At 67.1% G+C, this 12165-nt stretch carries 11 protein-coding genes; 9 read left to right on the top strand and 2 right to left on the bottom strand.

Going from position 1 to position 12165, the window contains the following annotated elements; genetic code table 11:
• The first annotated feature begins 139 nt into the window (after nucleotides 1-139).
• From JOD97_RS26895 to JOD97_RS26855, 9 genes are all read left to right on the top strand, one after another.
• Entirely contained in the window at nucleotides 140-361 is a 222-nt protein-coding gene (locus JOD97_RS26895) for a hypothetical protein (RefSeq protein WP_209725412.1), read from the top strand.
• Between the two features lie 9 nt (nucleotides 362-370).
• The gene (locus JOD97_RS26890) at nucleotides 371-1369 is read left to right on the top strand and encodes a hypothetical protein (RefSeq protein ID WP_209725410.1); all 999 of its coding nucleotides are present in this window, start codon (nucleotides 371-373) and stop codon (nucleotides 1367-1369) included.
• A 149-nt stretch (nucleotides 1370-1518) separates the two neighbouring features.
• Nucleotides 1519-3240, top strand: coding sequence for a urocanate hydratase (gene hutU / locus JOD97_RS26885; RefSeq protein WP_209725408.1), 1722 nt, complete (start codon nucleotides 1519-1521; stop codon nucleotides 3238-3240).
• 13 nt (nucleotides 3241-3253) lie between these two features.
• Nucleotides 3254-4801: a histidine ammonia-lyase gene (gene hutH / locus JOD97_RS26880; protein ID WP_209725406.1), complete on the top strand. Its 1548-nt coding sequence runs from the start codon at nucleotides 3254-3256 to the stop codon at nucleotides 4799-4801.
• An 11-nt stretch (nucleotides 4802-4812) separates the two neighbouring features.
• The gene (gene hutG / locus JOD97_RS26875) at nucleotides 4813-5601 is read left to right on the top strand and encodes an N-formylglutamate deformylase (protein ID WP_209725404.1); all 789 of its coding nucleotides are present in this window, start codon (nucleotides 4813-4815) and stop codon (nucleotides 5599-5601) included.
• Nucleotides 5598-6977: a formimidoylglutamate deiminase gene (locus tag JOD97_RS26870; protein ID WP_209725402.1), complete on the top strand. Its 1380-nt coding sequence runs from the start codon at nucleotides 5598-5600 to the stop codon at nucleotides 6975-6977. The genes hutG and JOD97_RS26870 overlap by 4 nt, the downstream gene beginning before the upstream one ends.
• Nucleotides 6974-7549, top strand: a complete 576-nt coding sequence (locus JOD97_RS26865) for a HutD family protein (protein ID WP_209725400.1) — start codon at nucleotides 6974-6976, stop codon at nucleotides 7547-7549. The genes JOD97_RS26870 and JOD97_RS26865 overlap by 4 nt, the downstream gene beginning before the upstream one ends.
• A gap of 8 nt (nucleotides 7550-7557) precedes the next feature.
• A complete protein-coding gene (gene hutI / locus JOD97_RS26860; RefSeq protein WP_209725398.1) occupies nucleotides 7558-8775 on the top strand; it encodes an imidazolonepropionase in 1218 nt (405 codons plus the stop codon).
• An 83-nt stretch (nucleotides 8776-8858) separates the two neighbouring features.
• Nucleotides 8859-10388 carry a glycine betaine ABC transporter substrate-binding protein gene (locus tag JOD97_RS26855; protein ID WP_209725396.1) on the top strand — a complete coding sequence of 510 codons (1530 nt, stop codon included), beginning with the start codon at nucleotides 8859-8861 and terminating at the stop codon, nucleotides 10386-10388.
• A gap of 200 nt (nucleotides 10389-10588) precedes the next feature.
• On the opposite strand, the gene JOD97_RS26850 is transcribed toward JOD97_RS26855, so the two are convergent.
• Complete coding sequence (locus JOD97_RS26850) at nucleotides 10589-11080, bottom strand: GNAT family N-acetyltransferase (RefSeq protein WP_209725394.1); 492 nt, start codon at nucleotides 11078-11080, stop codon at nucleotides 10589-10591.
• A complete protein-coding gene (locus JOD97_RS26845; protein WP_209725393.1) occupies nucleotides 11080-12000 on the bottom strand; it encodes a DMT family transporter in 921 nt (306 codons plus the stop codon). The genes JOD97_RS26850 and JOD97_RS26845 overlap by 1 nt, the downstream gene beginning before the upstream one ends.
• Between the last annotated feature and the right edge of the window lie 165 nt (nucleotides 12001-12165).

Below are 12165 nucleotides of genomic sequence, written 5' to 3'. Positions count from 1 at the left end.
TCCATTTTGATGTAGATCAAATGTTTTTCACCCCCTATTTTTTACCATTTCCATACGGCATCAAGATGAGGCGAAGTCATCGGGCCGTCCGGACTGGCGACCGCACCGTCGCCGGCATCTATATCTCAGGGGGAGCGACATGCTCGATAAAAGCAATCGAAAGTGGAAAGACATTGTCACCGGCAAGCTTGAATTGAAGACCGACAATTTTGGTTTGCAGATGTTTCTTAAACGCGCGGTGACTCGGTTCGCGACCGCGCAGCCGCCCGGAGAACTGGAAAAGACGGTGGCGGAACTCCATGGGTTTTTCGTCAAATACGAGCGCGTTCTGGCAAAAGAAATCGCCATCATTTCGAAATAAAAGGAAGCCATGAAAACATCTACTCTGCTGACTGTCGAGGAAGCGACGGCATTGATCAACGCGGGAAAAGTCCTCGCCCTGGCCGGTGATGAAGCCCTGCTGGCGCGGCTGCCCAAGGGGAGCTGGATCGCCGGCACCATCCCGTATTTCATCGCCGACGACGGCGGCACCGAAACGCGCGACAAGCTGTTCGCCACCGAGCTGACGCACGCCAGCGCCGCCACCACCACGCTCAAGACCTACACGCTCGACACCATTAAAAACATCGCCACCGACGCCCCGGCCAACGGCTACACGGTGGTCATCATCCCGGCCAAGAGCGCCGTGCACACCGAGTACGCCAACCATGGCCGGGACTACGACGACATGTTCATGAAGCCGATCGTCGGCTGGATCGCCGGCGTCCACCTGGCCGACATCGACAGCGCCGCCGCCAAGGTGGTCAACGGCGCCGACGGCGCGCTGCGCGGGGACGAGGCGGTGGCCTTGCACGTGGCCTTGCCGGAGCAGCAGATGGCGGTGGTGCATATCCTGAACCTGTTCAAGCAAAATCCGGACGGCGACGTCATCACCTTTGGCGCCACCGGCTTTAGCGCGTCGACGTGTTTCGTCAACGGCGAGGAGACCGTGCTGGCCGACTACATGGCGTCCCGTAAGCTCGACCTGAAGCTGCCGCTGGTGGCCGACTACAACGGCGCGCAGATCAACACCTCGTTCCAGGGCATCGACCAGGACGGCCGCACCGTGCATTTCTATGCGCCGGTGTTCGCCGGAATCGAGTATCGTCAGGCGGCGCCCGTTGGCGACTATGTGCACGAGTTCGAGGCGCTAGCCAAAGGCGGGCACGGCGACGTGGAGTTCAGCTGCAACTGCATCCTCAACTATCTGTACGGCGAGTTGCAGGGCCGCAAGACGGGCGACCTGAGCGGTCCCGTGACGTTCGGCGAGGTGGCCTACCAGCTGCTCAACCAGACGCTCGTGTACCTGGACGTGCAGACCCACGACTGAAGCACTGCGGGAGCGGCGGCAAGGGGGCAGGGGGGGGGGCGCAAAAAAGGTTGACTTAGTTGTATAGACAACTTATCCTTCGAGAATGCGCTGATGGCGCGCGACGGTTCGCGCGCCATCGGTCTCACTTATTCAAGGAGCGAGATACCATGTCCACCCCAGCCAGCGGTAGCACCCATCTGGAGCACGATCCCCGTTTTGACGCCAGCCGCGACATCCGCGCGCCGCGCGGTTCGCAAATGACCTGCAAGAACTGGGGCGCCGAGGCGGCCTACCGCATGATCCAGAACAATCTGGACAAGGAGGTGGCGGAAAATCCCAAGCACCTGGTGGTCTACGGCGGCATCGGCCGCGCCGCCCGCAACTGGGAGTGCTACGACCAGATCCTGGCATCGCTGCGCGAGCTGGAAGACAATCAAACCCTGCTGATCCAGTCCGGCAAGCCGGTCGGCGTGTTCCAGACCCACGAGGACGCGCCGCGCGTGCTGATCGCCAATTCCAACCTGGTGCCGAAGTGGGCCAACTGGGAGCATTTCAATGAACTGGACCGCAAGGGCCTGTTCATGTACGGCCAGATGACCGCCGGCAGCTGGATCTACATCGGCACCCAGGGCATCGTGCAGGGCACCTACGAGACCTTCGCCGAGGCGGGACGCCAGCATTTCGGCGGCGACCTCAAAGGCCGCTGGGTGCTGACCGCGGGCCTGGGCGGCATGGGCGGCGCGCAGCCGCTGGCGGCGACGATGGCCGGCGCCGTGTCGCTGACCGTCGAGTGCCAGCAAAGCAGCATCGACTTCCGCCTGCGCACCCGTTATCTGGACAAGCAGGCGCAGAGCATCGACGAGGCGCTGGAGCTGATCAAACTGCACAAGGCCAACGGCGACGCCATTTCCATCGGCCTGCTGGGCAACGCCGCCGACGTGTTGCCGGAGCTGGTGCGCCGCGCCAAGGCCGGCGGCGTGGTGCCGGACATCGTCACCGACCAGACTTCCGCCCATGACCTGATCAACGGCTACCTGCCGCAAGGCTGGAGCGTGGAGCAATGGAAGGCGGCGCAGCACGACGAGGCGCGCCACGCGGCGCTCAAGGACGCGGCCACCGCCTCGTGCGCGGTGCACGTGCAGGCGATGCTGGACTTCCAGGCGCTGGGCGCCAAGGTGGTCGACTACGGTAATAATATCCGCCAGGTGGCGTTCGACCACGGCGTGCAAAACGCCTTCGATTTCCCCGGCTTCGTGCCGGCCTATATCCGGCCGCAGTTCTGCGAGGGGCGCGGTCCGTTCCGCTGGGTGGCGCTGTCCGGCGACCCGGAGGACATCTACAAGACCGACGCCAAGATCAAGGAGCTGTTCCCGCACCACGCGCAGGTGCACCGCTGGCTGGACATGGCGCGCGAGCGCATCGCCTTCCAGGGCCTGCCGGCGCGCATCTGCTGGCTGGGACTGGGCGAGCGTCACATCGCCGGCCTGGCCTTCAACGAGATGGTGCGCAGCGGCGAGCTCAAAGCGCCGGTCGTCATCGGCCGCGACCACCTCGACACCGGCTCCGTCGCCAGCCCCAATCGCGAGACCGAGAGCATGAAGGACGGCACCGACGCCGTCTCCGACTGGCCGCTGCTGAACGCCCTGCTCAACACCGCCGGTGGCGCGACCTGGGTCTCGCTGCACCACGGCGGCGGGGTCGGCATGGGTTACTCGCAGCACTCCGGCGTGGTGATCGTGGCCGACGGCACCGACGCCGCCGCCCGCCGCCTGGCGCGGGTGCTGGTCAACGACAGCGGCACCGGCGTGATGCGCCACGCCGACGCCGGCTACGAGACGGCGGTCGCCTGCGCCAAGCGCAACGGCCTCAATCTGCCCATGATTAAGTAAATAGAGAACCTACATGACCACCACCGCATTGACCTTGAAACCGGGCGCGATGACGCTGTCCGAACTGCGCGCCGTCTGGACCGCCGCCGCCCCGCTGGCGCTGGCCGCCGAAGCCTGGCCGGTGATCGAAGCGTCGGCCGCCGCCGTGCGCGCCATCGTCGCCAAGGGCGACGCCGCCTATGGCATCAACACCGGTTTCGGCCTGCTGGCCAAGACCCGCATCCCGGACGACAAGCTGGAACAGCTGCAGCGCAACCTGATCCTGTCGCATTCGGTCGGCACCGGCGAGCTGCTGTCGGACGCCGTCTGCCGCCTGATCATGCTGATGAAGATCGGCAGCCTGGCGCGCGGCTATTCCGGCGTGCGCCCGCTGATCATCGAAACCCTGATCGCGCTGTACAACGCCGGCATCATGCCGGCCATTCCGGCCAAGGGCTCGGTCGGCGCCTCGGGCGACCTGGCGCCTTTGTCGCACATGACCCTGGCCATGCTGGGCGTGGGCGACGTGCGCTTCAACGGCGAGATCACGCCGGCCGCCGAGGCGCTCAAGGCCGCCGGCATCGCGCCGGTGGTGCTGGCCGCCAAGGAGGGCCTGGCGCTGATCAACGGCACCCAGGTGTCGGCCGCGCTGGCGCTGCACGGCCTGTTCATGGCCGAGCGGTTGCTGGAGGCGGGCATGGTCTCCGGCGCGCTGTCGCTGGACGCCGCCAAGGGCAGCGATGCGCCGTTCGACGCCCGCGTGCACGAGGTGCGCGGCCAGCCGGGCCAGATCGCCGCCGCGTCGATCTACCGCCAACTGGTGAGCGACAGCGCGATCCGCGCCTCGCACCTGGTCGGCGACGAACGGGTGCAGGACCCGTACTGCCTGCGCTGCCAGCCGCAGGTCATGGGCGCCTGCTGGGACATCATCGGCAACGCCGCCCGCACCCTGCTGATCGAGGCCAACGCCGTGACCGACAATCCGCTGCTGTTCAAGGACGGCGAGCTGTCGGTGGTGGTCTCGGGCGGTAACTTCCACGCCGAGCCGGTGGCCTTCGCCGCCGACACGCTGGCGCTGGCGATCGCCGAAATCGGCAGCATTTCCGAGCGCCGCATCGCGCTGCTGATCGACGCCACCTTGTCCGGCCTGCCGCCGTTCTTGGTGCGCGAGCCGGGCCTGAATTCGGGCTTCATGATCGCCCACGTGACGGCCGCCGCGCTGGCGTCGGAGAACAAGTCGCTGGCCCATCCGGGCAGCGTCGACACCATCCCGACCTCGGCCAACCAGGAGGACCACGTCAGCATGGCGACGTACGCGGCGCGCCGTCTGGACGACATGGCGCAAAATACGGCGGTGATCATCGGTATCGAGCTGCTGGCGGCGGCGCAGGGGATCGATTTCCACCGTCCGCTGACCACCTCGCCGCATCTGGAGCATGTGCATGCTCAGCTGCGCGGCAAGGTGCCGGTCTACGACGCCGACCGCTTCTTCGCGCCGGATATCGAGGCCGCCAAGGGCATGGTCATGCGCGGCGAGTTGAGCGCGTCGTGCAAGGATCTGTTCACATCGCTGCATCCATAACCGGGGGCGCCATGGAGTATCAGTTCAACGCAGGCAGCATTCCCTTGCTGGTGTCGATGCCGCACGTGGGCACCGATATCCCCGACGATGTCGCGGCGGCGATGACGCCGGCCGCCTTCGACAAGCAGGACACCGACTGGCATCTGGCGCGGCTGTACGATTTCCTTGGCGAGATGGGGGCGTCGACCTTGTCGGCGCGCTGGTCGCGCTACGTGATCGATTTGAACCGGCCGCCGGAGAACACCAACCTGTATCCGGGGCAGGACACGACCGGTCTGTGCCCGGTCGACACCTTTCACCGCGAGCCGCTGTACCTGGAGGGCCGCGTGCCGGACCAGGCGGAGGTCGAGCGCCGTCTGCGGCTGTACTGGAAGCCGTATCACGAGCGCCTGCGGGCGGAGCTGGACCGGCTGCTGGCGCTGCACGGCGCGGTGGTGCTGTGGGACGCGCATTCGATCGCCTCGCACGTGCCGCGCTTTTTCGAGGGCAAGCTGCCCGACCTGAACTTCGGCACCGCCGACGGCGCTTCCTGCGCGCCGGGGTTAAGCGAGGCGGTGGTGGCGCGCGCGCTGGCGCAGGAACGCTACAGCGTGGCCGTCAACGGCCGCTTCAAGGGCGGGCATATCACGCGCTTCTACGGCAAGCCGGATGCCAGCGTGCACGCGATCCAGCTGGAGATGTGCCAATCGACGTACATGGACGAGCAGGCGCCGTACGGCTACCGGCCGGACCGCGCCGACCAGGTGCGGGGCCTGCTGCGCGAGATGACGCGCGCCGCCGCCGACTGGGTGCGCGGATGAGCACGCTATTTGCCCGCCATGCGCTGCTGCCCGAGGGATGGCGCGGCGATGTGCTGATCGAATGGGACGCGGCCGGCGCCATCACGGCGGTGCGCGCCGGCGCGGCGGCCGGCGAGGGGACCGAGACCGTCGAATATGCGCTGCCGGGCATGATCAACCTGCATTCGCACAGCTTCCAGCGGGCGCTGGGCGGGCGCACCGAGAAGGCCGGCCAGTACGTGGCCGGCGGCGCCCAGGACAGCTTCTGGACCTGGCGCGACCTGATGTACCGCTTCGCCCGCAACATCACGCCGGCCCACATCGAGGCCATCGCCGCCCAGCTGTTTTCCGAGTGTCTGCGCCACGGCTACACGTCGCTGTGCGAATTCCACTATGTGCAACGGGCGCCGGACGGCGCCATGTATCCGCGCCCGGCCGAAACGGCCGAGCGGGTGATAGCGGCCGCACGGTTGACCGGAATCGGCGTGACGATGCTGCCGGTGTTGTATAGTTATTCCGGCTTTGGCGAAAGCGCCTTGAAACCCGAACAGCAGCGCTTCAAGACCGATGTCCAGGACGTGCTGCGGGTGATCGAGGCGCTGGAACCGTTGCGCGACGCGCAAACCGAGGTCGGCGTGGCGCCGCATTCGCTGCGCGCGGCGTCGGTGGCGCAGATCAACGCGGTGCTGGCGGCCTTGCCGCAAGACCGTCCGGTGCACATCCACATCGCCGAGCAGCAGCAGGAGGTGCGGCAGTCGCTGGACTGGAGCGGGCGCCGCCCGGTCGAGTGGCTGCTCGACCATGTCGACGTCGACCAGCGCTGGTGCCTGGTGCACGCCACCCACCTGACGCGCGACGAGGTCGACCGCATGGCGGGCAGCGGCGCGGTGGCCGGCCTGTGCCTGACCACCGAGGCGAACCTGGGCGACGGCCTGTTCCCGCTGGAGCAGTTCCTGGCGGCGGGCGGGCGCTTCGGCATCGGCAGCGACAGCCATATTTCGCAAAGCCCGGTGGAGGAGCTGCGCTGGCTGGAATACGGCCAGCGCCTGCAGCACCAGCGGCGCAATATCGCGGTGTCGCCCAGCGAGCGCCAGGTCGGCGACTTTTTATGGCAGGGCGCCTTGCGCGGCGGCGCGCAGGCGGCGGGACGGCCGGTGGGCGCGCTGGCGCCGGGCCGCCGCGCCGACGTGATCGTGCTCGATGACGATCACCCGAACCTGTACGGCTTGGCGCTGGACGAGGTGCTCGGCAGCTTCGTCTTCAGCGGCAACGACAATCTGGTCAAGGACGTCATGGTCGGCGGCCAGTGGGTAGTACGCAACCAGCAGCACGTGGCGCAGCAGGCGATCGCTGCGCGCTTCAAGCAGACGATGGCCGAACTGAGGGAGTTCCGATGACCCAGCTGATCCAGTATGCAAGCCTGATGCCGGCCCCGTGGAAAAACGGCGGCGGCAGCACCACCGAAATCGCCGTCTCTCCCCCCGGCGCCGGTTTCGACGATTTCGATTGGCGCGCCAGCCTGGCGACCATCACCCAGGACGGCCCCTTCTCGGTCTTTCCCGGCATCGACCGCACGCTGGCGCTGGTCGACGGCGACGGCGTGCTGCTCGATTTCGGCGACGAGCGCGTGGTGCTCAGCCCCAGCGAGCCGCTGATCGAGTTCGCCGGCGAGGACACGGTGCACGCCACCGTCACCGGCGCCAACACCACCGACTTCAACGTCATGACGCGGCGCGGCCGCTGCCGCCACCGGCTCGAAGTGTGCGCGGTGCGCGGCACGCTGGAGCTGAACCGCCGCGCCAGCACCACCTTGCTGTTCCTGGCCGACGGCGAGAGCCTGTCCGTCAGCAGCGCGCGCGAACGCATCGCCATGGTGCGCTACGACATGCTGGTGATCGAATCCGAACAGGCCTGGAGCCTGGAGGCGGCGCAGGCGACCGTGTTCGTGGTCGATATCATTAATAACTAGGGTTGCGCATGACCGTGTGGGATGTCTTGTTTACCAATGTGCACCTGGCCACCATGGCCGGGGGCTACGGCGAAATCCGCGATGCCGCCATCGCCGTCAAGGACGGCCGCATCGCATGGCTGGGGCCTGCGGCGGCGCTGCCGGCCGACGCGCGGGCGGCGGCCGTGCATGACGGCGACGGTTGTTGGCTGACGCCCGGCCTGATCGACTGCCACACCCACATCGTCCACGCCGGCAACCGCAGCGACGAATTCGAGGCGCGGCTCAACGGCACCACCTACGAGGACATCTCCCGCGCCGGCGGCGGCATCATGTCCACCGTGCGCGCCACCCGCGCCGCCTCGGAGGACGAGCTGCTGGCGCAAAGCCTGCCGCGCGTGCGCAGCCTGCTGGCCGAAGGCGTGACCACGCTCGAAATCAAATCCGGCTACGGCCTGACCCTGGAATCGGAGGCCAAGATGCTGCGCGTGGCGCGCCGCCTCGGCCGCGATTATCCGGTCGATGTCGCCACCACCTTCCTGGGCGCGCACGCTTTGCCGCCGGAGTTCGCCGGCCGCGCCGACGATTACATCGCCGAGGTGTGCGCGATGATCGCGCCGCTGGCGCGCGAGGGGCTGGTCGACGCCGTCGACGCCTTCTGCGAGCGGATCGGCTTTTCGCACGACCAGACCGAGCGCGTGTTCCAGGCGGCGCGGGAGCACGGCTTGCCGGTCAAGCTGCACGCGGAGCAGTTGTCCGACCAGCGCGGCGCGCAGCTGGTGGCGCGCCATGGCGGCCTGTCCGCCGACCATCTGGAACACCTGACCGACGACGGCATCGCCGCGATGGCCGCCGCCGGCACGGTGGCGGTGCTGCTGCCGGGCGCCTATTACTTCCTGCGCGACACCACGCCGCCGCCGGTGGCCGCGTTGCGCGCCGCCGGCGTGCCGATGGCCGTGGCCACCGACTGCAATCCGGGCACCTCGCCGATGACCTCCCTGCTGCTGGCGATGAACATGGCTTGCACCCTGTGGCGACTGACGCCGCTCGAGGCGCTGGCCGGCTGCACGGCGCACGCCGCGCGCGCGCTGCGGCGGCAGGCGCTGATCGGTACGCTGGAGGCGGGCAAGCGCGCCGACTTCGCGCTGTGGCGCATCGCCCGCCCGGCCGACCTGTCGTACGCCATCGGCATGAATCCCTGCGTGGGCGTGGTCAACGCGGGCACTTTGCGCGCGCCGGCGGTCTAGCGCGGCCGGTTGACGAAAAACCGCTGCGGCGGGAGGGCTTTCGGTTACATTACCCGGATGTCATCTCATGCCACAGGAACTCCATGTTTGTTTTGAATCCGTCGCGCCTTGTCGCCTTGTTCTCGGCCCTGCTGTGGAGCGCGACGGTGGGCGCGGCCAGCGACGACACGCTGCACGTCGGCTCCAAGCGTTTCACCGAATCCTACATCCTCGGCGAAGTACTGACGCAAACGGCCGCGCCGCACGCCCGGGTAGTCCACATGCAAGGGCTGGGCAACACGGCCATCGTGCTGGCGGCGCTGCAGGCGGGGCGCATCGACGTCTATCCCGAATACCTGGGCACCATCGACCTCGAGATACTCAAGCACACGCAGGCCACGCCGCTGGCGCAGATACGGCGCGAGCTGGCGCCGATGGGGCTCGGCGTGGCGGTGCCGCTGGGCTTTAACAATACCTACGCGCTGGCGACGCGCGGCGATGCCGAGGGCGTGCGCAAGCTGAGCGACCTGGCCGCGCGCGACCAGCTGCGTTTCGGGCTGTCGCATGAATTCATCGGCCGCGCCGACGGCTGGCCGGGACTGGCCGCGCGCTACGGCTTGAGGCAGCGGCCGGAAGGACTGGACCACGGCATCGCCTACGAGGCCCTGATGCAGCGCCAGGTCGACGTCATCGACATCTATTCGACCGACGCCAAGATAAAGCAGTACGGCCTGCGGGTGCTGGACGACGACCGTGCCTATTTCCCGCGCTACGACGCGGTGCTGCTGTACCGGCGCGACGCGGCGCGGCGCTTTCCCGCCGCGTGGAAGGCGATCGGCCAGCTGGAAGGGCGCATCGGCGCCGACGACATGATCGCCATGAACGCCGCCGCCGAAATCGACGGCAAGAGCTTCGCCGACGTGGCGCGCGACTGGCTGGCGGCGCACGGCGCCAGCGCCACCGGGCAGGCCGCCGCCGCCGTCAAACCGGCGGCGCGCGACGGCCTGCTGGCCAAGATCTTCGACCGCAATCTGTGGCCGCTGACGCGCCAGCACCTCACGCTGGTGCTGTTCGCGGTGGCGATGGCATGCGTGATCGGCGTTCCGCTGGGCGTGATGGCGGCCGTGTTCCCGCGTCTGCGGCAACTGGTGCTGGGATTGACGGGCGTGCTGCAAACCGTGCCGTCGCTGGCCTTGCTGGCGCTGCTGATCCCCTTGCTGGGGCGCATCGGCACCGTGCCGGCGCTGGTGGCGCTGGTGGTCTACGCGCTGCTGCCGATCGTGCGCAACACCTGCACCGGCTTGTTACAAGTCCCCGCCGGGCTGCGGATGGCGGCGCTGGCGCTGGGCCTGCGGCCGTCGCAGCGCATGTGGCTGGTCGAGCTGCCGCTGGCGCTGCCGGTGATCCTGGCCGGGGTCAAGACGGCGGCGGTGATGAGCGTGGGCACGGCGACCATCGCCGCCTTCATCGGCGCCGGCGGCTATGGCGAGCGCATCACCATCGGCTTGGCGCTGAACGACAACGATATGCTGTTGGCCGGGGCGATCCCGGCGGCGGTGCTGGCGCTGCTGACGCAGGCCGTGTTCGAGTTGCTGGAGCGGCTGGCGGGCCGCGCCCGGCCGCAACGGTCTTGATTCCGGCGGAAAATCTTTCGCTAAATCAAGCTACGCATTTTTGTAAAGCAAATGTAAGCAGACTTGAAGACGGGTAAGGTTTTGTAAGGTGGGAGGCAAGTGGCCGGCGGCGCGGCTATAGTGGACTCGTTGATTCAATCTCCCTCCCACTGACACCGGGTTCTTCCCACGAGCGGTTTTCCGCGTCGTGGGATTTTTTTTTACGCCTGCGCCGACAGCTCCGTCAGCGCCTCGCCGGTGACGCGGCAGATGCGCCACTCCGGCATGACGGTCGCGCCCATGCCCTCGTAGAGCTTGATGGCGTTGGTGTTCCAGTCCAGCACCGACCACTCGAAGCGGCCGCAGTCACGCTCGACCGCCAGGCGCGCCAGCGCCACCAGCATCTGCTTGCCGTAGCCCCTGCCGCGGCAGGCTTGCTTGACGTACAAGTCCTCCAGGTACAGCCCCTTCTTGCACAGGAAGGTGGAGAAATTGTGGAAGAACAGCGCGAAAGTGACGACCTCGCCGTTGGCCTCGCCGACCAGCGCCTCGCAGCCGGGCTTGTCGCCGAACAGGCTCTCGTGCAGCATGGCCTCGTTGGCCACGACCATGTGTTCCAGTTTCTCGAACACGGCCAGCTCGAAAATCATGCCGAAAATGGCGGAGACGTCGGCCGGCTCGGCCGGGCGGATGGTCAGGTCGGAGGTGTTCATCAGGCTGCTTCTACACTTTCTTTTATGACAGGGGAATCGGATTTGAGGGCCCAGGCGACGCTCGATAAGCACAATACCATGCCGGCCCATTCCAGCGGCCCCGGGCTGTAGTGTTCGAGCTGGATCGACAACAACACCGAGATCACCGGCGTGACGACGGTGATATAGACGGCCTTGTCCGAGCCGATGCGGTGGATCAGGGTGAAATAGGCGGCGAACGCGATCACCGAGCCGAACAGCGACAGGTACAGCAGGCCGGCCCAGTACTTCGGTTCGCTCGACAAGGTGAACGCCTGGCCGCTGGCGAGCACCCAGGCGGCCACCAGCAGGCTGCCCCACATCATCGACCACGCCATCGTCAGCAGCACGTTGGACGACTCGGCGCGCACCTTGACGACGATCAGGTTGCCGACCGTGCTGGCGATGGTGGCCGCCAACGCCAATAGCAGGCCGAGCAGGAAATGGCCCTCGCCGCCGCGCAGGATCTCGCCCCAGGCGCCCTGGATCGAGTGGAAGAACAGCAGCGCCACGCCGGCGATGGCGACGGCGCCGGCGTTCCAGGTGCGCCAGCTGACGGGCGTGCCGAAGGCGATGCGGTTGAGGATGGGGCTCCAGAACACCATCAGCGCGAACAGCACGGCGACCAGGCCGGACACCAGATATTGCTCGGAGGTATAGGTGCAGATATAGCTGAGGGCGAAGGTGGCGGCGCCCTGCAGCATCAGCCAGCGCTGGGCGCGCCAGGGCAGCATGAGTTTGTCGCCGCGCGCGGCGCACCAGGCGAACAGCACGGCGGCGGACAGGCCGAAGCGATAGGCCACCGAGACGGCCGGCGCGACATCGCCCAGTTGCAAGGTGATGGCGAAGAACGTGGAGCCCCAGATCAGGCAGGCGGTAACGAAGAGCAATGGAGAGGACATCGAAAGAGTATAGCTGGCTTATTAGCAACTTGCCTAGCAGCCATCTTTTGCAGCCGGTATTCATCTAAATCACGTAGGGCGGATTAGCTGTGATGTTTCAAGAGGTTGTTGCGTGAAAACTTGAGCCTAGACATCGGAGCCTTTCCATCGACACCGTGATGCGGG

The sequence above is a fragment of the Duganella sp. 1411 genome (genome assembly GCF_017833525.1).
In the GTDB taxonomy this organism is placed as follows: domain Bacteria; phylum Pseudomonadota; class Gammaproteobacteria; order Burkholderiales; family Burkholderiaceae_D; genus Rugamonas.
This window is presented reverse-complemented; position numbering and strand designations above follow the sequence as displayed.

Excerpts from the sequence above, each read along its gene's own strand:
- hutH (WP_209725406.1), top strand. The coding sequence starts at position 3,254 with ATGACCACCACCGCATTGACCTTGAAACCGGGCGCGATGACGCTGTCC.
- hutI (WP_209725398.1), top strand. The coding sequence starts at position 7,558 with ATGACCGTGTGGGATGTCTTGTTTACCAATGTGCACCTGGCCACCATG.
- JOD97_RS26890 (WP_209725410.1), top strand. The coding sequence starts at position 371 with ATGAAAACATCTACTCTGCTGACTGTCGAGGAAGCGACGGCATTGATC.
- JOD97_RS26845 (WP_209725393.1), bottom strand. The coding sequence starts at position 12,000 with ATGTCCTCTCCATTGCTCTTCGTTACCGCCTGCCTGATCTGGGGCTCC.
- JOD97_RS26855 (WP_209725396.1), top strand. The coding sequence starts at position 8,859 with ATGTTTGTTTTGAATCCGTCGCGCCTTGTCGCCTTGTTCTCGGCCCTG.
- JOD97_RS26850 (WP_209725394.1), bottom strand. The coding sequence starts at position 11,080 with ATGAACACCTCCGACCTGACCATCCGCCCGGCCGAGCCGGCCGACGTC.
- JOD97_RS26865 (WP_209725400.1), top strand. The coding sequence starts at position 6,974 with ATGACCCAGCTGATCCAGTATGCAAGCCTGATGCCGGCCCCGTGGAAA.
- JOD97_RS26895 (WP_209725412.1), top strand. The coding sequence starts at position 140 with ATGCTCGATAAAAGCAATCGAAAGTGGAAAGACATTGTCACCGGCAAG.
- JOD97_RS26870 (WP_209725402.1), top strand. The coding sequence starts at position 5,598 with ATGAGCACGCTATTTGCCCGCCATGCGCTGCTGCCCGAGGGATGGCGC.
- hutG (WP_209725404.1), top strand. The coding sequence starts at position 4,813 with ATGGAGTATCAGTTCAACGCAGGCAGCATTCCCTTGCTGGTGTCGATG.
- hutU (WP_209725408.1), top strand. The coding sequence starts at position 1,519 with ATGTCCACCCCAGCCAGCGGTAGCACCCATCTGGAGCACGATCCCCGT.